Annotated in this window: 15 protein-coding genes; 12 read left to right on the plus strand and 3 right to left on the minus strand. The window is 71.2% G+C overall.

Going from position 1 to position 22,892, the window contains the following annotated elements; all coding sequences use genetic code 11:
• The first annotated feature begins 140 nt into the window (after positions 1-140).
• From BIV23_RS17600 to hflX, 3 genes are all read left to right on the plus strand, one after another.
• Entirely contained in the window at positions 141-2,363 is a 2,223-nt protein-coding gene (locus BIV23_RS17600; RefSeq protein WP_071381825.1) for a RelA/SpoT family protein, read from the plus strand.
• Positions 2,364-2,503: 140 nt separating this feature from the next.
• On the plus strand, positions 2,504-4,105 hold the full coding sequence (locus BIV23_RS17605; protein ID WP_071381826.1) for a M1 family metallopeptidase: 1,602 nt from the start codon (positions 2,504-2,506) through the stop codon (positions 4,103-4,105).
• A gap of 156 nt (positions 4,106-4,261) precedes the next feature.
• Positions 4,262-5,752, plus strand: a complete 1,491-nt coding sequence (hflX, locus tag BIV23_RS17610; RefSeq protein WP_071381827.1) for a GTPase HflX — start codon at positions 4,262-4,264, stop codon at positions 5,750-5,752.
• A 104-nt stretch (positions 5,753-5,856) separates the two neighbouring features.
• Here hflX and BIV23_RS17615 read toward each other — a convergent pair whose 3' ends face one another.
• Positions 5,857-7,074, minus strand: coding sequence for a trypsin-like serine peptidase (locus tag BIV23_RS17615; RefSeq protein WP_177239931.1), 1,218 nt, complete (start codon positions 7,072-7,074; stop codon positions 5,857-5,859).
• Positions 7,075-7,477: 403 nt separating this feature from the next.
• Between BIV23_RS17615 and BIV23_RS17620 the strand changes: the two genes are divergently transcribed.
• From BIV23_RS17620 to BIV23_RS17635, 4 genes are all read left to right on the plus strand, one after another.
• Positions 7,478-9,091, plus strand: a complete 1,614-nt coding sequence (locus BIV23_RS17620) for a diaminobutyrate--2-oxoglutarate transaminase family protein (protein ID WP_079173214.1) — start codon at positions 7,478-7,480, stop codon at positions 9,089-9,091.
• A 158-nt stretch (positions 9,092-9,249) separates the two neighbouring features.
• Entirely contained in the window at positions 9,250-11,283 is a 2,034-nt protein-coding gene (locus BIV23_RS17625) for an IucA/IucC family protein (RefSeq protein ID WP_071381828.1), read from the plus strand.
• A gap of 83 nt (positions 11,284-11,366) precedes the next feature.
• Entirely contained in the window at positions 11,367-12,155 is a 789-nt protein-coding gene (locus BIV23_RS17630; RefSeq protein ID WP_071381829.1) for a GNAT family N-acetyltransferase, read from the plus strand.
• Positions 12,156-12,406: 251 nt separating this feature from the next.
• Complete coding sequence (locus BIV23_RS17635) at positions 12,407-14,407, plus strand: ATP-dependent DNA helicase (protein WP_071381830.1); 2,001 nt, start codon at positions 12,407-12,409, stop codon at positions 14,405-14,407.
• A 185-nt stretch (positions 14,408-14,592) separates the two neighbouring features.
• On the opposite strand, the gene lexA is transcribed toward BIV23_RS17635, so the two are convergent.
• Positions 14,593-15,369, minus strand: a complete 777-nt coding sequence (gene lexA, locus BIV23_RS17640) for a transcriptional repressor LexA (protein WP_071381831.1) — start codon at positions 15,367-15,369, stop codon at positions 14,593-14,595.
• Positions 15,370-15,935: 566 nt separating this feature from the next.
• On the opposite strand from lexA, the gene nrdR reads away from it, so the two are divergent.
• On the plus strand, positions 15,936-16,487 hold the full coding sequence (gene nrdR, locus BIV23_RS17645) for a transcriptional regulator NrdR (protein ID WP_071381896.1): 552 nt from the start codon (positions 15,936-15,938) through the stop codon (positions 16,485-16,487).
• A gap of 165 nt (positions 16,488-16,652) precedes the next feature.
• Positions 16,653-19,565 carry a vitamin B12-dependent ribonucleotide reductase gene (locus BIV23_RS17650; protein WP_071381832.1) on the plus strand — a complete coding sequence of 971 codons (2,913 nt, stop codon included), beginning with the start codon at positions 16,653-16,655 and terminating at the stop codon, positions 19,563-19,565.
• Positions 19,566-19,640: 75 nt separating this feature from the next.
• On the opposite strand, the gene BIV23_RS17655 is transcribed toward BIV23_RS17650, so the two are convergent.
• The gene (locus tag BIV23_RS17655; protein ID WP_071381833.1) at positions 19,641-20,174 is read right to left on the minus strand and encodes a TerD family protein; all 534 of its coding nucleotides are present in this window, start codon (positions 20,172-20,174) and stop codon (positions 19,641-19,643) included.
• 152 nt (positions 20,175-20,326) lie between these two features.
• Between BIV23_RS17655 and BIV23_RS17660 the strand changes: the two genes are divergently transcribed.
• From BIV23_RS17660 to BIV23_RS17670, 3 genes are all read left to right on the plus strand, one after another.
• Positions 20,327-20,932, plus strand: a complete 606-nt coding sequence (locus tag BIV23_RS17660; RefSeq protein WP_071381834.1) for a YdbC family protein — start codon at positions 20,327-20,329, stop codon at positions 20,930-20,932.
• Positions 20,933-21,090: 158 nt separating this feature from the next.
• Positions 21,091-21,750, plus strand: coding sequence for a histidine phosphatase family protein (locus BIV23_RS17665; protein WP_071381835.1), 660 nt, complete (start codon positions 21,091-21,093; stop codon positions 21,748-21,750).
• A 12-nt stretch (positions 21,751-21,762) separates the two neighbouring features.
• Positions 21,763-22,668, plus strand: a complete 906-nt coding sequence (locus BIV23_RS17670; protein ID WP_071381836.1) for an ADP-ribosylglycohydrolase family protein — start codon at positions 21,763-21,765, stop codon at positions 22,666-22,668.
• Positions 22,669-22,892 lie beyond the last annotated feature (224 nt).

Consider the following 22,892-nt stretch of genomic DNA (forward strand, 5'->3'; position numbering starts at 1 on the left):
CACGCTCGGCCAGAGGCGGTCAGGAGCACGTGGTGGGCTCGATAGCATCAAGCACCGGCACGGACGGGGGAGAACGTCGCCATCCCTGAGCCGCGTGCGCCCTGGAGCCCCGTCCGCCGGTCCACGAGCCGGAGGTGCCCATGAGTGCGGAGGCCACGAACCCTGCGACCCCTGGCCCGGTAGCGCCCACAGCGGCGGCGGCCACCACCCCCGCGGTGCCCCGGGCGGACCGCAGGAAGTCCCGGCCACGGATCGACCTGCGCAGGCTCGGCCGGGCCGCGCTGCTCGGCCCGGCCGTCCGCGGCAAACTGCCCGATGCCATCAGCCACGTCGTGGAGGCGCACCGCGCCCACCACCCCACCGCGGACCTCGACCCGCTGCGCCGCGCCTACGTCCTCGCGGAGTCCTCGCACCGCGGCCAGATGCGCAAGAGCGGCGAGCCGTACATCACGCACCCCCTCGCCGTGACCCTGATCCTCGCCGAACTCGGCGCCGAGACCACGACGTTGACCGCCTCCCTGCTCCACGACACCGTCGAGGACACCGATGTGACCCTCGATCAGGTGCGGGAACAGTTCGGCGAGGAGGTTCGTTATCTGGTCGACGGCGTCACGAAACTGGAGAAGGTCGACTACGGAGCCGCCGCCGAGCCGGAGACCTTCCGCAAGATGCTCGTCGCCACCGGCAGCGACGTGCGCGTGATGTCGATCAAACTCGCCGACCGGCTGCACAACATGCGCACGCTCGGCGTGATGCGCCCCGAGAAGCAGGCGCGGATCGCCAAGGTCACCCGCGACGTCCTCATCCCGCTCGCCGAACGCCTCGGCGTGCAGGCCCTGAAGACCGAGCTGGAGGACCTGGTCTTCGCCATCCTCCACCCCGACGAGTACGAGCACACCCGTGAACTCATCGCCGGCAACGCCGCCCGCCGGGGCGACCCGCTCGCCGAGGTCGCCCACGAGGTCCGCGGTGTGCTGCGCGAGGCCGGCATCCAGGCCGAAGTCCTCATCCGCCCCCGGCACTTCGTCTCCGTCCACCGCGTGGCCCGCAAACGCGGCCGGCTGCGCGGCGCCGACTTCGGCCGGCTGCTCGTGCTCGTGCAGGAGGACGCCGACTGTTACGGCGTCCTCGGCGAACTGCACACCTGTCTGAAACCGGTCGTCTCGGAGTTCAAGGACTTCATCGCCGTACCGAAGTTCAACCTGTACCAGTCGCTGCACACCGCCGTCGCCCGGCCCGACGGCCAGGTCGTCGAAGTCCTCATCCGCACCCACCAGATGCACAAGGTCGCCGAGGCCGGCGTCGTCGCGCTCGGCAACCCGTACGCCCCCGCCTCCGACGCCCCCGCCTCCGACATCCCCGCCGACGGCGAGCGCGCCGACCCGACCCGCCCCGGCTGGCTCTCCCGGCTCCTCGACTGGCAGCGGGCCGCCCCCGACCCCGACACCTTCTGGTCCACCCTGCGCGAGGACCTCGCCCAGGACCGCGAGATCACCGTCTTCCGCCCCGACGGCGGCACCCTCGGCCTGCCCGAGGGCGCCTCGTGCGTCGACGCGGCCTACGCGCAGTACGGGGACGACGCCCACGCCTGTCTCGGCGCCCGCGTCAACGGCCGCCTGGCCACGCTCAGTACGGTCCTGAAGGACGGCGACACCGTCCAGCTCCTCATGGGCCAGGACCCGGCCTCCGAGCCCTCCCGCGAATGGCTGGAGCACGCCCACACCCCGGCTGCCCGCATCGCCATCCAGCGCTGGCTCGCGGCGCACCCCGACGGCGGCACGGGCTCCGGAACCGACGAGGCGACCGCTCCGCGCCCCGACCCGGCCGACGGCACCGCCCCCGCCGAGAGCGCGGCGGCGGAGAGCACTACGGCGGAGGATGCGGCCCGGGGGAGCGCCGCCCGCCGCCGGAGTGCGGACGTCCTCTCCGACCGGCCAGGAGCCACCGTACGGCTCGCCGGCTGCTGCACGCCCGTACCGCCCGACGAGATCACCGGCTTCGCCGTACGCGGGGGAGTGCTGACCGTCCACCGTCTGGAATGCGCCACGGTGGCGCAGATGAAGAGCCGAGGGCGCGCGGAGACCGGGGTGCGCTGGGGCGACACGACCGAGATCCGGGTCACGCTGGTCGCTGAATCGTTCGGCCGCCCGCATCTGCTCGCCGACCTCACCGAGGCGATCTCCGCGACCGGCGCCGACATCGTCTCAGCGACCGTCGAACCACCCACGCAGCAACGGGTCCGGCACACCTACACGCTCCAACTCCCCGACGCGGCCCGCCTCCCGGGCCTGATGCGCGCCATGCGGGACGTGCCGGGCGTGTACGACGTGGCCCGCGCCCAACACCCGGGCCCGGCCTTCTGATCGGTACCGGGCGTACTCGATCACAAGGCAGTCGGGTCCCGGTCGGAAGGACCTGTCAGAGGGACCTGGGCGGAACCCGTTCGGGTGGGCCGGGCGCGCGTCGTCGTCGCGGGGCGGTGGTGCACTGGTAGCGGTGGTGCATGCTGCTCACCCCCCGCTCCCGGCATACGCCCCTGAGCTCCCGGCGCCGCACGGCGGCCCTGCTCGCCTCCGCCGTCTCCGTCTGCCTCCTGGCCGCCGCGGCCCCGCCCGAGCCCCTGGGCATCGGCGACCGGCTCTTCCCGTACCTGGGCAACCCGGGCTACGACGTGGCGTCGTACGACCTCTCCTTCACCTACTCCGGCAGGAACGACAAGCCGCTCGAAGCCGTCACCACCATCGACGCGCGGATCACCGCCGACCTGGAGCGCCTCAACCTCGACTTCACGCACGGCACCGTACGCTCCGTGGAGGTCGACGGGCGCCGCGCGGACTTCGCGAAGGCCGGTGAGGACCTGGTCGTCACCCCGGACCATCCCCTGTCCCGGGGCAGTTGGACCCGGATCACGGTGCGGCACACCAGCGAACCGGTGGCGGCCAAGGACCAGGACGGCGGCTGGGTGCGCACCGTCGACGGCCTCGCCATGGCGAACCAGGCCGACGCCGCCCACCTGGTCTTCCCGTGCAACGATCACCCGTCCGACAAGGCGATGTTCACCTTCCACGTGACCGCCCCGAACGGCTATGCCGTCGTCGCCAACGGTCTGCCCGACGGTGCGGACCGGGCCGGGAAGACGACCACGTGGACCTACCGCACCCAGCACCCCATGGCCACCGAGCTCGCCCAGGTGTCCATCGGCCGCTCCGCCGTCGTCCGCCGCGAGGGACCGGAGGGGCTGCCGATGCGCGACGTCGTGCCCGCCGCCGACCGCAAGGCCCTCGAACCCTGGCTCGCCAAGACGCCCGACCAGATCGCCTGGATGGAGAGCAAGATCGGCCGCTTCCCGTTCGAGACCTACGGCGTGCTGCTGGCACAGGCCTCCACCGGGTTCGAGCTGGAGACACAGACCCTCTCGCTCTTCGAGAAGAACCTGTTCAGCGACCCCGCCTACCCCAAGTGGTATGTCGAGTCGATCATGGTGCACGAGCTGTCCCACCAGTGGTTCGGCGACAGCGTCAGCCCGCGCACCTGGTCCGACGTGTGGCTGAACGAGGGGCACGCCACCTGGTACGAGGCGCTGTACGCCGACGAGACCGCGCACAAGCCGATGGAACAGCGGATGAAGGCCGCCTACAGCGCCTCCGACCGCTGGCGCGAGGCCGGCGGTCCGCCCGCCCGGCCCAAGGCACCCGCGCCCGGCCAGAAGATCAGCATCTTCCGGCCCAACATCTACGACGGCGCCGCGCTCGTGCTCTACGCCCTGCGCCAGGAGATCGGCCGCCCCGCCTTCGAACGGCTGGAGCGCGTCTGGGTGCGCGCGCACCGGGACTCCACCGCCACCACCGCCGACTTCGTCCAGCTGGCCTCGACGATCTCCGGCCGCGACCTGAGCGGCTTCTTCCGGGCCTGGCTGTACGGCGCGAAGACCCCGCCGATGCCCGGCCACCCGGACTGGAAGCAGCAGGCCCCGGCCAAGGACCAGCAGGCAGCGGCCACGAAGCCCTCGGCCTCCGCCGGACGGCCCTCGGCCCAGGCCGGGAAGGTGTCCGCTCCGGCCAAGGCCGCCGGGGCCGGGGCCGGGGGAACGCGCAGCGCGCGATAACACGGTGACGAGACGTGTCGCCCCGTGCGACCATCTTCGAGTCGGCGCGAGGCGGGACGGGAATCTCCCGGGGTGCTCGTACGTTGACAGGACGAGCGGCCCCGCAGGACCGCCGCACCGACGCCGCACCGGCCATCCCATCGACGTAAGGATCCAATGACCTCCTCTTCTTCCCCTTCCCAGGACACCAAGCGCCTCGCGCACGACTACCCCGAGGGCCTTCGGGCCGATGCCCTGATGGAAGAGGACGTCGCCTGGAGCCACGAGATCGACGGCGAGCGGGACGGCGACCAGTTCGACCGCTCCGAGCGCGCGGCCCTGCGGCGCGTCGCCGGCCTCTCCACGGAGCTGGAGGACGTCACCGAGGTCGAGTACCGCCAGCTCCGCCTGGAGCGGGTCGTACTCGTCGGGGTGTGGACCACCGGCACCGCCCAGGACGCCGACAACTCCCTCGCGGAGCTGGCGGCCCTCGCCGAGACCGCGGGCGCGCTCGTGCTCGACGGCGTCGTCCAGCGCCGCGACAAGCCCGACGCGGCCACCTACATCGGCTCCGGCAAGGCCCTGGAGCTGCGCGACATCGTCCTCGAGACGGGCGCGGACACGGTCATCTGCGACGGTGAGCTGAGCCCCGGCCAGCTGATCCAGCTGGAGGACGTCGTCAAGGTCAAGGTCATCGACCGTACGGCCCTGATCCTGGACATCTTCGCCCAGCACGCCAAGTCCCGAGAGGGCAAGGCGCAGGTCGCGCTCGCACAGATGCAGTACATGCTGCCGAGGCTGCGCGGCTGGGGTCAGTCGCTGTCCCGGCAGATGGGTGGCGGTCGCGGCGGCCTCGCCACGCGTGGCCCCGGTGAGACCAAGATCGAGACGGACCGGCGACGGATCCGCGAGAAGATGGCGAAGATGCGCCGGGAGATCGCGGACATGAAGACCGGCCGCGAGATCAAGCGCCAGGAGCGCCGGCGCAACAAGGTGCCGTCCGTCGCCATCGCGGGCTACACCAACGCCGGCAAGTCCTCCCTGCTCAACCGCCTCACGGGCGCCGGCGTCCTGGTCGAGAACGCCCTGTTCGCGACCCTGGACCCGACCGTCCGGCGCGCGGAGACCCCGAGCGGCCGCCTGTACACCCTGGCGGACACGGTCGGCTTTGTACGCCACCTGCCTCACCACCTGGTCGAGGCGTTCCGCTCCACCATGGAGGAGGTCGGCGACTCCGACCTGATCCTGCACGTGGTGGACGGCTCGCATCCGGTGCCGGAGGAGCAGCTCGCCGCCGTGCGCGAGGTCATCCGGGATGTCGGCGCCACCCACGTGCCCGAGATCGTCGTGATCAACAAGGCGGACGCGGCCGACCCGCTGGTCCTCCAGCGGTTGCTGCGCACCGAGAAGCACTCGATCGCCGTCTCGGCCCGCACCGGCCAGAACATCGAGCAGCTGCTCGCCCTGATCGACGAAGAGCTGCCCCGCCCCTCGGTCGAGGTCGAGGCGCTCGTGCCGTACACCCACGGCAAGCTCGTCGCCCGCGCCCACACCGAGGGCGAGGTGATCTCCGAGGAGCACACCGCGGAGGGCACCCTGATCAAGGTCCGGGTCCACGAGGAACTGGCGGCGGACCTGGCGCCGTACGCACCGGTGCCGGCGGCCTGACCGACGGCTGCACGAAAGGCCCGCTCCCTTGTCCTTCGGCGAATTCCAGGGAGCGGGCCTTTCCGTCAGGGGCGCGAGGGAACGCCGCCCCTACCGCTCACTGCCTACTGCCCGGCGAACTTCTTGCTGACCGACTCGTACACACCCTTGGCCACCGGACCGAAGCGCGGCCCGGCCAGCCACCCCGACGTCACCGGGCCGATCGACGTGTTGGACACGAGCGCCGGCTTGCCGTCGGTGCCGGTCTCCACCCAGCCACCACCGGAGGAACCCGCCGTCATCGTGCAGCCGATCCGGTACATCGTCGGGTCCGACTTGCTGATGGACAGCCGGCCCGGCTTGTCCGCGCACTGGTACATCAGCTGACCGTCGAACGGCGCCGCCTCCGGGTAGCCCTTCGCGGTGATGCTGCTGACCTTCGGCACCGCCGGGGCGTTGAAGTTCACCGGCAGCGCGCCGCCGACCGTCTCCTCCAGCGACTTACCGCCGCTGCCCTGCTCCGGCGTCACATGGATCACCGCGTAGTCGTACGAGGCACCGGTGCCGCCGGTCTCGCCGCCCCCGTCGATCCACTGCTGCGAGGTCTGCGCCGCGTCGGCCCACCAGACGCCGTACGGCGCGATCTGGGACCGGCTCGCGTGCTGCAACTGGTCGACCGACTTGCCGGAGTTGTTGTACGACGGCACGAAGGCCATGTTGCGGTACCAGCCGCCGTTCTTGCCGGCGTGCACACAGTGGCCCGCCGTCCAGACCAGGTTGGACTTGCCCGGGTGCGCCGGGTCCTCCACGACCGTGCCCGAGCAGACCATGTGGCCCTCGGGGGAGTCGAAGAACACCTTGCCCGAGGCGGCCGCGTTGACGTGGTACGGCGTCGCCACCGCCTGCGCCTTCACCGGCTGCGGGGTCGGGTCCGTCACGCCCTGGTCACCGGAGATGTCGTTGTCGTTCACGCCCTTGTTGGGGTCGTTGGCGTGCCGCATCCGGTTCGGGTCCCACAGGCCCTTGATGATCGGGTTGACGAAGTCGTTGGCCTCGCGCAGCCACTCCTTCTTGTCCCAGTTCTTCCAGGCGCCGTTCTTCCACTTGTCGATGTCGATCCCGTGCTCCTTCAGCTTCTGCTTCAGGTCGTCCGGGATCTTGATCGTGCCGTCGCCGGCCGCGGCGGCGGAGGCGGTCGGCTTGCTGTCGGCGTTGTCGTTTCCGTTGCAGGCGGTGGCGGTCATCGCCAGCGCCGAGACGACGGCGACCGCCGCGAGCGAAGTGGAGGTACGACGGGCGCCCCTCCCCCGCCGAACGGTGAACGACGGCCGTATGGATCGCATGCTCTTGACTCCCCGTGTGCTGAAGGAACTCGGCGCTGTCGCCGCGCCGCCGACGTCGAACTCATGAGGAGTTCACGCCGGTCTCACGACGTTCTTGGAACGGCGACCTACACTATGCGGTCGCTGTGGGGGAGTTCCGACGGAACGGCAACGGTTCGGCTACAAGCCGTCTGACCTCGCCGATCCGTCAGAGGCGCATCGATGTGACATCCGCTCACCCCGCGCGCCTTGCGCACCGCCCGTCGTTCCGCGCTCACTTGGCAATGTTCTTCCCGTAACCCGTAACCCGCCGACCGGTCCGGGGTTGTAGCGGTGGGGGGCCAGCTGCCCGTACGCGGTCCCCGCGGATCAACTCGCCTCTGAACAGCGGGGAGGACAGCCAGTCGTGGCCGTTACGGAGTCGATGGCTTCAGGTGCGCTCGAGGACGCGCGTGGTGTGCACGAGGGCATCCTCAGGCGCCAGTCGGCACGCGAGTCCTCGGCGCGCACCTATGCCCGGGCGCTGCCCATCGTGCCCGTCCGGGCGCGCGGGCTCACCATCGAGGGCGCCGACGGCCGCCGCTACCTGGACTGCCTCTCCGGCGCCGGCACCCTCGCCCTCGGCCACAACCACCCGGTCGTGCTGGAGGCGATCCGCAAGGTCCTCGACTCCGGTGCCCCCCTGTCCGTCCTCGACCTCGCGACCCCCGTCAAGGACGCCTTCATCACCGAACTGTTCCGCACCCTCCCGCCCGGCCTCGCCGACCGGGCCCGCGTGCAGTTCTGCGGACCGGCCGGCACCGACGCCGTCGAGGCCGCGCTGAAACTGGTCCGGGCCGCCACCGGCCGTACGGGCGTCCTCGCCTTCGCCGGCGCCTATCACGGCATGACCGCCGGCGCCCTGGCTGCCTCCGGCGCCGCCCGGGACGTCCAGGTCGCCCGTCTGCCCTACCCGCAGGACTACCGCTGCCCCTTCGGCATCGGCGGCCCGCCCGGCGCCGAACTCGCCGCCCGCTGGACCGAGTCCCTCCTCGACGACCCCAAGTCCGGCGTACCGCTGCCCGCCGGCATGATCCTCGAACCCGTCCAGGGCGAGGGCGGGGTGATCCCCGGGCCGGACGCCTGGTTGCGCCGCATGCGGCAGATCACGGCGGACCGCTCCGTCCCGCTGATCGCGGACGAGATCCAGACCGGCGTCGGCCGCACGGGCGCCTTCTGGGCCGTCGGCCACAGCGGCATCACCCCCGACGTCATGGTCCTGTCCAAGGCCATCGGCGGCAGCCTCCCGCTGGCCGTGATCGTCTACCGCGACGACCTCGACGTCTGGGAGCCCGGCGCCCACGCGGGCACCTTCCGCGGCAACCAGCTCGCCATGGCCGCGGGCACCGCCACCCTCGCCCACGTCCGCGAGAACGGCCTCGCCGCGCGAGCCGCCGACCTCGGCTCCCGCATGCTCGGCCAACTCGAGGAACTCTCCCGGCGGTTCGCCTGTGTCGGGGAGGTGCGCGGACGCGGACTGATGATCGGGGTCGAGCTGGTCCACCCGGACGGCGCCGCCCCCACGCACACCGGCCCTGCCCTCGCGCCCGGCGCCCACGCCCCCACACCCGGCGGCGACGCCCTGACGCCCGGCGGCGGCGCCCCCGCACCGGACGGTCGCGCTCCTGCGCCGAGCGGCCACGGATCCGTCGTCTCCGACGACGGCGCCCCCGTGCCCGGTGGTCCCGAGCCCGAGCGCAGCTGCCCGGCACCCGTCGGGCTGGGACCGGCCCGCACTCCGTGTCCCGCGGCTCCCGAACTCGCCGCAGCTGTGCAACGCGAGTGCCTCCAGCGCGGGCTGATCGTCGAACTCGGCGGCCGGCACTCGGCGGTGGTCCGGCTGCTGCCTCCGCTGACGATCAGCGACGAGCAGGCGGCGGCCGTGCTGGATCGCCTGGCCGACGCGGTCGCCGCAGTGGCCCGCCAACACGAGGAGCACGGCCTCCACAGACCCTCCCGGCACGGCCGGCCCCCAGGCCCTGCCCGGCGCGTCGGCTGACCCCGCACCCGCACCGTCCGGCCGCTGCTCTCCCGGCGCCGCACGTCCACGGCGCCACGAGCCCCACGCGCCGCCGCGGCGACCGCGGGCCACCGGAGAACGGCGACCGAGCGCCAACACGAGCCCCGCACCCCGCCAGCCGGCCCCGAGGAGCCGTCATGAACGCCACCCCCACTCCCGACGGCAGCTCCGGCTCCCCCGACGACCAGGGCGACTCCGGCGCCACGCCCTCGCCCGTCCCGCTCGCCGAGTCGGTCCCGCAGCAGAAGCGGCGTATCGCGGATCTCACCCGTGTGACAGAGCCCGGCGCCGACCTTCTGGAGGATCCCGACCCGCGCATCGCGGCCCAGTGCGCCGCCACGGAGAACCTCCTGCGCTGCTGGGTGCGCGAAACCGACCTCGCGGCGCCCACCGGCGGCACCCTTCGCCTTCCACTCCCGGCCAGCGGCACCTCCCTTCTCGTACCCGTCCGCTACTGGTCCCCGACGGGCTGGCACCGTTTCGGCCCGCCCCGCTTCCTCCACGCACCCGAATCCGCCCCTCCTGTCGACGCAGTCACCCTGGCCGCGCTGCTCACCCGGGAGACACCCATCGCCCCGTCCGCGATGCCGAGCACCCCGCGCCCCAGGACCGGCGCCCCGCCCACCGGGCCCGGGACCTCGACCTCCAGGCCCGCCGTCCCGGCGCCCGGCGCCCCTGCTTCGGCCGCGGACCGCCGGGGCGACGACGGCGGCCTCGTGGCCCGAGTCGCCGACTCCCTCCGCTGCACAGCGACCTTCATCCGTGACCGCCGCGAGCACCGCGCCGAGGTCTCCGACCTCTTTCTCGATGCCGAGCAGGCCCTTCTCCTCGGCCACCCGCTGCACCCGACCCCGAAGAGCCGGGAAGGCCTGACCGAGGCCGAAGTCCGTCTGTACTCACCGGAGTTGCACGGCTCCTTCCCGCTGCACTGGCTGGCTGTCGCCCCCTCTCTCCTCGCCACCGACTCGGCCTGGACCGAGCGCGGCCGCCCCGTTCCCGCCGGCCGACTCACCCACCGCCTCGCCGGACCCGAACTCCCCCTGCCCGACGGGTACACCGCCCTGCCGCTGCACCCGTGGCAGGCTCGCGAACTGCGCCACCGCGCGTCCGTCGCCGCCCTGCTCGACTCCGGACTCCTGCGCGACCTCGGCCCCTTCGGCGCGTCCTGGCACCCCACCTCCTCCGTGCGTACCGTCCACCGGCCCGGCGCCCCAGCGATGCTCAAGCTGTCGCTGGGCCTGCGCATCACCAACTCCCGCCGCGAGAACCTGCGCAAGGAACTCCACCGCGGAGTCGAGGTGCACCGACTGCTGCGCACCGGCCTGGCCCTGCAGTGGCAGGCGGCCCACCCCCGCTTCGACATCGTCCGAGACCCGGCCTGGCTGGGCGTCGACGATCCGGACGGACGTCCCGTGCCCGGACTCGACGTGGTGATCCGGCACAACCCGTTCGCCCCGGCCGACGACGTCGGCTGCGTCGCCGGACTCGTCTCGCCCCGCCCCGTCGCCGAGCCCGGCGCCACCGCCCCGGCGCCGGGCACCGCCGGGCCGATGCGGTCCCGGCTGGCCCAGCTCGTGGCACGGCTCGCCGCGGGCACCGGCCGCCCCGTCGGAACCGTCGCCACGGAGTGGTTCCTCCGGTACCTGGAGCAGGTCGTACGGCCCGTGCTCTGGCTGGACGGCGAGGCCGGCATCGCCCTCGAGGCCCACCAGCAGAACACCGTGCTCCTGCTCGACGGCGACGGCTGGCCGGCCGGCGGCCGTTACCGCGACAACCAGGGCTACTACTTCCGCGAGTCCCGGCGGGCCGAACTGGAAGCCCGGCTGCCCGGAATCGGGGGGCGCAGCGACACCTTCGTCTCCGACGAGGTCATCGACGAACGCTTCGTGTACTACCTCGCCGTCAACAACGTGCTAGGTCTGATCGGGGCGTTCGGCTCCCAGCGCCTCGCCGACGAGCGCCTGCTCCTCGCCGCCTTCCGCCGTTTCCTCACCGACCTCGCCTCCGGTCCCGCCGCCCTGCGCACCTGTCTGCCCCGCCGCCTGCTCGACTCACCCGTCCTGCGCTGCAAGGCCAACCTGCTGACCCGGCTGCACGGCCTGGACGAACTCGTCGGCCCGGTCGACACCCAGTCCGTCTACGTCACCTTGACCAACCCCCTTCGTTCCTGAGCAGGACCGCCCCGAGTGCACCGCCCCGCCTGACCGCACTTCCGAGGAACATGACCCACCTCGTCTCCTGAGAGGAGCGCACCGTGCCTCCCACCGACGCGAACGCCGGCAGCAGCCCCGCCCCGGTCCATCGGGGAGCCCCTGTCCACCGGGGCCCCGACGGCCCCCGAGCGAACGGCGCGGGCAACCGCGACGCACCCTTCGCCGGGTTCACCGTCCAGGCCGACGACGAGGACGGCGAGGACACGCTGGACCTCCACCTGCCCGCCGACTTCCTCGCCCGTTTTGTCGGAGGGACGGCCTGCCTCCTCGACCGACTCCCCACGTGGGGGCCGGTCGTCACCGCCGTCGGCTCCTTCCGGCTCGTGCCCGTCCGGGTCGAGGACGACCTTCCGCTCGTGCACCGCTGGATGAACGACCCCGACATCGCCCGGTTCTGGGAGCTGGCCGGGCCCCGGAGCCGTGTCGAGGAACACCTGCGCGCCCAGCTCGACGGCGACGGACGGAGCGTGCCCTGTCTCGGCGTGCTGGACGGCACGCCGATGAGCTACTGGGAGCTCTACCGGGCGGACCTGGATCCACTGGCCCGCCACTACCCGGCCCGCCCGCACGACACCGGCATCCATCTCCTCGTGGGTGAGGCCGCGGATCGGGGGAGGGGGCTGGGCTCCACGCTGCTGCGCGCCGTGGCGGACCTCGTCCTCGACCGGCGCCCGGCGTGCGCCCGTGTCGTAGCAGAACCCGATCTTCACAACGCCCCCTCCGTCGCAGCGTTCCTGAGCGCCGGATTCCGGTTCGCGGCCGAGGTCGACCTGCCCGGCAAGCGGGCCGCCCTCATGATCCGGGACCGGGTCCTGCGCGATGTTCTGTAGCACTGAGTGATTGCGCGGTCACAGATGGAACGTCTGTCCGGGCGGCGGGGTTCCCGCTGGACCGGAGAATTCTCGAGAAAGCCGTGAAGCCCGGAATCTCGTCGGGCCGAGGAGCCCGTCAGGCCGGGGAGTCCCGGGACCCTTGTCCGATCGCCGCACCCCACCGCACCCAGGAGCCCGTCCGTGCCCCCGTCCCCCTATCCCGCTGTGATCGCCCGTTTGTCAGCGCCGGGCCGTAGGGTGGTCGGGCTATGACGAAGCCCTCCCTCCCCGAACTCCTGCATGCCGCTGTCACCGCCGTCGGCGGCACGGAGCGCCCCGGCCAGGTGACCATGGCCGAATCGGTCGCCGAGGCGATCGACGACGGATCCCACCTGCTGGTCCAGGCCGGCACCGGCACCGGAAAGTCGCTGGGCTATCTCGTGCCCGCGCTCGCGCACGGGGACCGGGTGGTCGTCGCGACGGCCACGCTGGCGCTTCAGCGGCAGCTCGTGGAGCGCGACCTGCCGCGCACGGTCGACGCCCTGCACCTGCTGCTGCGCCGCCGGCCGGAGTTCGCGATGCTGAAGGGCCGGTCGAACTACCTGTGCCTGCACCGGCTGCACGAGGGCATGCCGCAGGACGAGGAGGACGGTCTCTTCGACCAGTTCGAGGCCGCCGCGCCCACCAGCAAGCTGGGCCAGGACCTGCTGCGGCTGCGCGACTGGGCGGACGAGACCGAGAGCGGCGACCGGGACGATCTCGCCCCGGGCGTCTCGGACCGCGCCTGGGCGCAGGTGTCGGTGTCGTCCCGGGAGTGCCTGGGCGCGACGAAGTGCGCCTACGGCGCCGAGTGCTTCGCGGAGATGGCCCGCGAGCGCGCCAAGCTCGCCGAGGTCGTGGTCACGAACCACGCCCTGCTCGCCATCGATGCCATCGAGGGTGCCCCGGTGCTGCCGCAGCACGAGGTGCTGATCGTGGACGAGGCCCATGAACTCGTCTCCCGGGTCACCGGCGTCGCCACCGGCGAGCTCACCGCAGGCCAGGTCAACCGTGCGGTGCGCCGCGCCGCCAAGCTCGTCAACGAGAAGGCCGCAGACCAGCTCCAGACCGCCGCCGAGGGCTTCGAGCGGCTGATGGAGCTGGCCCTGCCGGGCCGCCTGGAGGAGATCCCGGAGGATCTGGGCTACGCCCTGATGGCGCTGCGGGACGCCGCCCGCACGGTCATCTCCGCGATCGGCGCGACGCGCGACAAGTCGGTCCAGGACGAGGACGCGGTCCGCAAGCAGGCGCTGGCCTCGGTGGAGACGGTGCACGACGTGGCGGAGCGCGTGCTGAACGGCTCGGAGTGGGACGTCGTCTGGTACGAGCGGCACGACCGCTTCGGCGCATCTCTGCGGATCGCGCCCATGTCCGTCTCGGGCCTGCTCCGGGAGAAGCTCTTCGCAGACCGCTCCGTCGTCCTCACCTCGGCGACCCTCAAGCTGGGCGGAGACTTCAACGGTGTCGGTGCCTCCCTGGGCCTCGGCCCCGAGGGCACGGAGGGCGAGGACCTGCCGAAGTGGAAGGGCGTCGACGTCGGTTCCCCGTTCGACTACCCCAGGCAGGGCATCCTCTACGTCGCCAAGCATCTGTCGCGCCCGGCGCGCGACGGCGAGCGCTCCGACATGCTCGACGAGCTGACCGAACTCATCCAGGCGGCCGGCGGCCGCACCCTCGGCCTGTTCTCGTCCATGCGGGCCGCCCAGCTCGCCGCCGAGGAACTGCGCTCGCGGATTCCGGAGTTCCCGATCCTGCTCCAGGGTGAGGAGACCCTCGGCGAGCTGATCAAGAACTTCGCGGCCGACCCGAAGACGTGCCTCTTCGGCACGCTGTCGCTCTGGCAGGGCGTCGATGTCCCGGGCCCCAGCTGTCAGCTGGTCGTCATGGACAAGATTCCGTTCCCGCGCCCTGACGACCCGCTGATGAGCGCCCGGCAGAAGGCGGTCGAGGACGCCGGCGGCAACGGATTCATGGCGGTGGCCGCCACTCACGCGGCCCTGCTCATGGCCCAGGGAGCGGGCCGGCTCGTCCGCGCCTCGGGGGACCGGGGCGTGGTGGCGGTGCTGGACCAGCGACTGGCCACCGCGCGTTACGGCGGCTATATCAAGGCGTCGCTGCCGAACTTCTGGTACACCACGGATCGGAACCAGGCGCGCAAGTCCCTCGCGGCCATCGACGCGGCGGCGAACCGGACGGAGGTGGCGCAGGCGGAGTCCGCCGAGGCGTCGTAGGAGCCGTAAGAGGCGAGTGGATCGCGGGGGTGGCCTGACCGGCGCCGGTCAGGCCACCCCCGCGAAGCCGTGGCGCCGGTGTCACCGCGGAGTCACGCGGACACAGCAGGGCCCCGGAACCGGCGCAGGGGTTCCGGGGCCCGGTCAGGGAGCGAACCGGCCGAGCGGCCTGTCCGCCGCAGACGTCAAACGCGTCGCAGCACCGCGACGACCTTGCCCAGGATGGTCGCGTCGTCGCCGGGGATCGGCTCGTAGGCCGCGTTGTGCGGGAGGAGCCAGACGTGGCCGTCCTCGCGCTTGAAGCGCTTGACAGTGGCCTCGCCGTCGAGCATGGCCGCTACGATGTCGCCGTTCTCGGCGACGGGCTGGCGGCGCACCGTGACCCAGTCGCCGTCACAGATCGCGGCCTCGATCATGGAGTCGCCGACGACCTTGAGGACGAACAGCTCACCGTCACCGACGAGCTGGCGGGGGAGAGGGAAGACGTCCTCGACGGACTCCTCCGCGAGGATGGGGCCACCGGCGGCGATACGGCCGACCAGCGGGACGTACGACGCGGCGGGCTTGCCGGCGGTGTCCGTGGGCTGCACGGTCACGGCCTGGTCGGAGCCGCGGACCTCGTACGCGCGCGGACGGTGGGGGTCGCGGCGCAGGAAGCCCTTGCGCTCGAGCGCCATCAGCTGATGGGCGACGGACGAGGTGCTGGAGAGGCCGACGGCCTGACCGATCTCGCGCATGGACGGCGGATAGCCGCGGCGCTGCACGGAATCCCGGATGACTTCGATCACGCGGCGTTGCCGGTCGGTGAGCCCGGAGCTGTCCGCCCGGATTCCTGGAGGTCGGCCCGGCAAGGAGCGCTTGTGCTCGGGATTCGTGGCTTCGTTCATGGCGTGTACTGGCTCGACTCGGCCCTGGGAGCGGTCCTGGGCGGTGATGATGGCGCTGTCTGCGGTGGTGGTCACGGCGGCCCCTCTCGATGGTCTCCCTGCTGGACAACGGTAGTTGCTTTCGAAAGGTTGCGCCAAACACACGTTCGAGTGAAAAAGTGCGATTCGCCTGACGTGATCATGTGTCTGGGTGTATTGCTGACGCGCCACCTGTCGGGCAAAAGCGCCCATTGTTGTACTCTTCACCGCCGGGGCCGCCGACCTGGTGGATCGTGTCCTCAGTCTGCCATCCGGAACCCGGCCGCCCGGGTTCCGGGCTCCTTCTGCTCCGGAGTCCCACGCGTCCTCCGTGCGGCGCCCACGGTATCTCCGTAAGTGCCACGACGGGCGCGGTTGCGCGTGCGCGTGTCCCCGGGCGTGCCGCCGATGCTGGTGTGACCGGCCGTTCCGTCGCGACACGCGTACCTGCCTCGATGAATGAGCCGATCCCCACATCTAGTGGTTGGATGGCTACAGCAGCCCACAAGTTGTGGTCCCCCGGGTCCGAGATGGTTCTGCGATCGCCTATGCTTAGGGCTGCTTCGCGGGGCCCATGGGGTTCCGCGAGGCTGTTGAGTCTGCTGTGAGGAGGGTTGGAGATCATGCACTGCCCCTTCTGCAGGCACCCCGACAGCCGTGTGGTCGACAGTCGTACGACCGACGACGGCACGTCGATCCGCAGGCGCCGCCAGTGCCCCGACTGCTCCCGTCGTTTCACGACCGTGGAGACGTGCTCGCTCATGGTGGTCAAGCGGTCCGGAGTCACCGAGCCATTCAGCCGTACCAAGGTCATCAACGGTGTGCGCAAGGCATGCCAGGGACGGCCTGTCACCGAGGACGCGCTCGCCCAGCTCGGCCAACGGGTCGAGGAAGCGGTGCGGGCCACCGGAAGCGCCGAGCTGACCACCCATGACGTGGGTCTGGCCATACTCGGCCCGTTGCAGGAGCTCGACCTCGTCGCCTATCTGCGATTCGCCTCCGTCTACCGGGCGTTCGACTCGCTCGAGGACTTCGAGGCCGCCATCGCGGAGCTGAGGGAGGCACCGCGAGGCGCCGCCGCGGGCGCCGGCGACGCGGGAGCGGGGAGCCAGGAAGACGAACGCGGGCCCGGCGCGACCACTCAGGTCCCCGAGCCCGCCCACGCCGCCGACTGACCGGCGGGCCGGAAACCGGGAGGAGGTCCGGATTCCGGCCGGGAGGCGGCGATCCAAGACCTGTTGCGGGTGGCAGCTGAGGGTGCCCGCAACACAAGACAGAACACCGTGCCACGGGAACAAACGGGGCACTTCAGGGCGTTTTTGCCCGTAGAGGGAGGCGGCATGACAGAGACGGCGAGCGGTCCGGCACGAGGTTCCCGAGCCAAGGGCGGCAAGGCGGGAGCCAAGGGACTGCACATCGAGCGCATCCACACCACCCCCGGAGTACACCCGTACGACGAGGTCGAGTGGGTGAGCCGTGACGTCGTCATGACCAACTGGCGCGACGGCTCGGTCAATTTCGAGCAGCGTGGCGTCGAGTTCCCCGACTTCTGGTCGGTGAACGCGGTCAACATCGTCACCAGCAAGTACTTCCGCGGTGCCGTCGGCACCCCGCAGCGCGAGGTCAGCCTGAAGCAGCTGATCGACCGCATCGTGAAGACGTACCGGAAGGCCGGCGAGGACCACAAGTACTTCGCCTCGTCCGCCGACGCCGAGATTTTCGAGCACGAGCTGGCGTACGCCCTCCTGCACCAGATCTTCAGCTTCAACAGCCCCGTCTGGTTCAACGTGGGCACCCCGCAGCCCCAGCAGGTCTCCGCCTGCTTCATCCTGTCCGTCGACGACTCCATGGAGTCGATCCTCGACTGGTACAAGGAAGAGGGCATGATCTTCAAGGGCGGCTCCGGCGCCGGCCTGAACCTCTCCCGCATCCGCTCCTCCAAGGAGCTGCTCTCCTCCGGCGGCAACGCCTCCGGCCCGGTCTCCTTCATGCGCGGCGCCGACGCCTCCGCCGGCACCATCAAGTCCGGTGGCGCCACCCGTCGCGCCGCCAAGATGGTCGTGCTCGACGTCGACCACCCCGACATCGAGGACTTCATCGAGACCAAGGTCAAGGAAGAGGAGAAGATCCGCGTCCTGCGCGACGCGGGCTTCGACATGGACCTGGGCGGCGACGACATCGCCTCCGTCCAGTACCAGAACGCCAACAACTCGGTCCGTGTGAACGACGAGTTCATGAAGGCGGTCGAGGACGGCGGGAACTTCGGGCTGCGCGCCCGCATGACCGGCGAGGTCATCGAGGAGGTCGACGCCAAGGCTCTCTTCCGCAAGATCGCCGAGGCCGCCTGGGCATGCGCCGACCCCGGCATCCAGTACGACGACACCATCAACACCTGGCACACCTGCCCCGAGTCCGGCCGGATCACCGCGTCGAACCCGTGCAGCGAGTACATGCACCTGGACAACACGTCCTGCAACCTCGCCTCGCTGAACCTGATGAAGTTCCTGAAGGACGACGGCAAGGGTGCGCAGTCCTTCGACGTCGAGCGCTTCGCCAAGGTCGTCGAGCTGGTCATCACCGCGATGGACATCTCGATCTGCTTCGCGGACTTCCCGACCCAGAAGATCGGCGAGAACACGCGCGCGTTCCGCCAGCTGGGCATCGGCTACGCCAACCTCGGCGCCCTGCTGATGGCCACCGGCCACGCCTACGACTCCGACGGCGGCCGCGCCCTGGCCGGCGCGATCACCTCGCTGATGACGGGTACGGCCTACCGCCGCTCCGCCGAGCTGGCCGCGGTCGTCGGCCCGTACGACGGCTACGCCCGCAACGCCGACGCCCACAAGCGCGTCATGGCGCAGCACGCCGACGCCAACGGCAAGGCCGTCCGCATGGACGACCTGGACACCCCGGTGTGGGCCGCGGCCACGGAGGCGTGGCAGGACGTGGTGCGTCTCGGCGAGAAGAACGGTTTCCGTAACTCCCAGGCGTCCGTGCTCGCCCCGACCGGCACCATCGGTCTCGCGATGTCCTGCGACACCACCGGTGTCGAGCCCGACCTCGCCCTGGTCAAGTTCAAGAAGCTCGTCGGCGGCGGCTCGATGCAGATCGTCAACGGCACCGTCCCGCAGGCCCTGCGCCGCCTGGGCTACCAGGAGGAGCAGATCGAGGCGATCGTCGCCCACATCGCCGAGAACGGCAACGTGATCGACGCCCCCGGTCTGAAGCAGGAGCACTACGAGGTTTTCGACTGCGCCATGGGCGAGCGCGCCATCTCCCCGATGGGTCACGTGCGCATGATGGCCGCGATCCAGCCGTGGATCTCCGGCGCCATCTCCAAGACGGTCAACATGCCGGAGACGGCGACCGTCGAGGAGGTCGAGGAGATCTACTACGAGGCCTGGAAGCTGGGCGTCAAGGCGCTCGCGATCTACCGCGACAACTGCAAGGTCGGCCAGCCGCTCTCCGCCAAGACGAAGGACGTCAAGGACGCGGAGAAGGCGGAGATCACCGAGAAGGCCGAGGACACGATCCGTGCCGCGGTCGAGAAGGTGGTCGAGTACCGCCCGGTCCGCAAGCGCCTCCCCAAGGGTCGTCCCGGCATCACCACGTCCTTCACCGTCGGCGGCGCCGAGGGCTACATGACCGCCAACTCCTACCCGGACGACGGTCTCGGTGAGGTCTTCCTGAAGATGTCGAAGCAGGGCTCGACCCTCGCGGGCATGATGGACGCCTTCTCCATCGCGGTCTCCGTCGGCCTCCAGTACGGCGTGCCGCTGGAGACGTACGTCTCGAAGTTCACCAACATGCGCTTCGAGCCGGCCGGCATGACCGACGACCCGGACGTGCGGATGGCGCAGTCGATCGTCGACTACATCTTCCGCCGCCTGGCGCTGGACTTCCTGCCCTTCGAGACCCGCTCCGCGCTCGGCATCCACTCCGCCGAGGAGCGCCAGCGGCACCTGGAGACCGGTTCCTACGAGCAGTCCATCGAGGACGACGAGGTCGACGTCGAGGGCCTGGCCCAGTCGGCGCCGCGCGCCCAGGAGCTGAAGGCCGTGGCCGCGCCGCGTGCCGAGGTCGAGGCGGCCAAGCCCGCCCCGAAGCAGGCGCACACCAGCGCCGAGCTGGTGGAGATGCAGCTGGGCATCCAGGCCGACGCCCCGCTCTGCTTCTCCTGCGGTACGAAGATGCAGCGGGCCGGTTCCTGCTACATCTGCGAGGGCTGCGGCTCGACCAGCGGCTGCAGCTGACCGTGAGCCCTCAGCGGGCGTGAAATAGCTGCTCACGTGGGGTGTCGACGGTTCATGTCGACACCCCACCACGTGTCAGGGCTGGTGCGCCCTGCCCATGACGCGGGTGAACGTCGCCGGGTCCTCCTCGAATCCGTGCACGCCGGGGCGGAAGGTCCAGTTCCCGGAGTCGTCGCGGACGAACTCGGCGATCGTGGCCGCTGTCGCCCCGAGGACCGTGCCGAAGTCGTCCTCGGCGAGCACCGTGTAGCCCTCCCGGATGCGCATGGCCGGATTGAGCACATCGACGAACGCCTTGTGCCCGGGGCGCTGTTGGATGACCGCACCGACCACCACGCGCGCGTACCGGTCGGCCAGCCGGTCCAGTTCGAGCGTCATGACCTCGTCCCAGCCGAAGCCCCTGCCGTCGGTGCTGTCCCGGTTGAGGAAGATCGTGCCGTCGGGTGAGCGGCTGTCGAAGTGCACCAGATAGGCCGGATTCCCGTACGGGTCGTCCGCGGTGAACGTCGCGGCGACGATGTCGAGATCGGTGGGCGGCCGACCCGCCGGACTCGGGTCCCACTTGAGCGCGGCCTCGACCTTGCGGATCCCCTTGCTGAAGCCGGACAACAGGCTCCCCCTTCCCCCTGTGGCTGCTCGGGTCCCCAACTCCCCAGGAGCCGAGGCTCTTTGCCCATCGTGCCACGCGCGCGGAGCATATGCGCGAGCGATCTGCGCCGGAGCGTGACCGGCGCCACGTCCGCTGGCCTTACGATGGCGCGGTGCTGGTCAAGTGGATTCGCTGCACCGTGGTGGACCGCCGCGGGTTCGAGCGGGGGCAGCGGAAATGGGCGGGGCTTCCGGGGGAGCCGGGATTTCGGGGACAGGGCGGCGGCTGGAGCCGGCACCGACCGGGTGTGGCGCACATCTTCGCCTTCTGGGAGAGCCGTGCCTTCTACGACTCCTTCATGGCCCGCTCGCACGACCGCCTGGCCTCCGCCCAGGTCGGCACGTTCAAGGACGCCCAGGTCAAGCTCTTCGAGTACCGCTTCGACGTGAAGACCGGCTTCGAGCCGCGGTTCACCGACGCCGATCTGGTCCGGGTGGCCCTGTGCCAGGTCCACGAGGAGCGGGTGGAGCACTTCACCCTCATGCAGGAGAAGGTCTGGAACCCCGCCATGGCCGGTTCGCCCGGCATGATCCGCGGCATGTTCGCCGCGGCGCCCGAGCAGGAGTTCCTGGTCCTGTCGATGTGGCGGTCCGCGGCCGAGCACGGCAAGTACCGCACCGAGCGTGTCGAGCGCCTCGCCCTGCGCGCCCAGACCGAGGCGGACATCGCGGCGCTCTCCGGCGACATCGTGGAGCTGGAGCCGTCCTGGACGGTCTGAGCGCCACGGCGCCTGCGTCACCGGAGAGGTCGCTTCGAGGTGGGTTCGGAAAACAAACTCACCTCAGGACGGGTCCCGGACGTCGATTTCGTGTGACCTACGCTGTAAGGAGCCCGTACGAGTCCTCGACTCAGCCTCACTCGATCTAGGGTTTCGGCATGGTACGACCACGGCGCATCGTCCTTGTCCGGCACGGCGAGTCAACGGGCAACGTCGACGACTCCGTGTACGAGCGTGAGCCCGACCACGCGCTCGCCCTGACCGAGCGCGGCCTGCGACAGGCCGAGGAGACCGGAAAGGAACTGCGGGAGCTCTTCGGCAGGGAGCGCGTGAGCGTGTACGTCTCGCCGTACCGCCGCACGCACGAGACGCTCAGCGCCTTCCACCTCGACCCGGACCTCATACGCGTCCGGGAGGAGCCGCGGCTGCGTGAACAGGACTGGGGCAACTGGCAGGACCGCGACGACGTACGCCTCCAGAAGGCCTATCGGGACGCCTACGGCCACTTCTTCTTCCGGTTCCCGCAGGGGGAGTCCGGCGCCGACGTGTACGACCGGGTCGGCGGCTTCCTGGAGAGCCTGTACCGCAGCTTCGAGGACCCCGATCATCCGCCGAACGTGCTCCTCGTGACGCACGGGCTCGCGATGCGGCTCTTCTGCATGCGCTGGTTCCACTGGACCGTGGCGGAATTCGAGTCGCTGTCGAACCCCGGGAACGCGGAGATGCGGATGCTCGTTCTGGGGGACGACGGCAAGTACGCGCTCGACCGGCCCTTCGAGCGCTGGCGCAAGCCGTTGCCGTACTGGGTGAACGGATAGGGTGGCAGAGCGATGACCGCTGACTCCTCTTCCTCCGGCCGACTGGAGCGCGCCCTGGCGAGCCTGCGCGGACTGGCCGTGGGAGACGCCCTGGGCTCCCAGTTCTTCGTCCCCGCGCACTATCCGCTGCTGAAGCGGCGCGAGCTGCCGCCCGGTCGCTGGCAGTGGACCGACGACACCGAGATGGCCTGCTCCGTGGTCGCCGTCCTCGGCGCCCACCGGCGCATCGACCAGGACGCGCTGGCCCGCTCCTTCGCCGAGCACCACGACTTCGACCGGGGCTACGGCCCCGCGGTCAACCGGCTGCTGCGCCTCGTCCGGGAGGGCGGGGACTGGCGTGAGCTGGCGGCCGGGCTCTTCGACGGACGGGGGTCCTGGGGCAACGGCGCCGCGATGCGGATCGCCCCGCTGGGCGCCTGGTACGCGGATGACCCCGAGCAGGCGACCCACCAGGCGGAGATCTCCGCCTACCCCACCCACCAGCACCGCGAGGCCGTGGTCGGCGCCATGGCGGTGGCCGCCGCGGCCGCGCTGGCCGGTGCGCCGGACGGGCCGCCGAGCCCCGAGGCGCTGCTCGACGGCGTCGTCGCGCTGGTGCCGAAGAGCGCCGTCGGCCAGGGCCTGCGGCGCGCCCGGGACATGCTCGACTACGCCGACGCGGGCACCGTCGCGGCCGTGCTGGGCTGCGGACGCCGCACGTCGGCCCACGACACCGTCCCCTTCGCGCTCTGGTCCGCGGCGCGCTGCCTCGGGGACTACGAGACGGCGTTCTGGGCGACCGCCCAGGCAGGCGGTGACGTGGACACGACCTGCGCGATCGTGGGCGGCGTGCTCGCCTCCACCAAGGCCGGGACACCGCCGGCCGCGTGGGCGGAGCGGGTCGAGGCGCTGCCGGACTGGGTGCCGACGGAGCTCTGAGGGTCGCGAGGGCCGATCACCGACTGTCGGACCCCGAGGGCGGATCTCCTGATCGGCGCGAGACAGGGGTGAGAACTCTCTGTGCCCGCCGGGAACTCTCCGTGACGGCCGCCCGTTCTTCCCGTATCCGCCGTGTACCGCGCTCTCGGGAGCCGGGCCCGGCGGGGAGTCGGAGAGTGCGGGGCGGAGGGGTGTGAGATGGCGTTCGTGGCGTGGGGGCCGGT

It is taken from the genome of Streptomyces monashensis, assembly GCF_001866665.1.
Lineage (GTDB): Bacteria > Actinomycetota > Actinomycetes > Streptomycetales > Streptomycetaceae > Streptomyces > Streptomyces monashensis.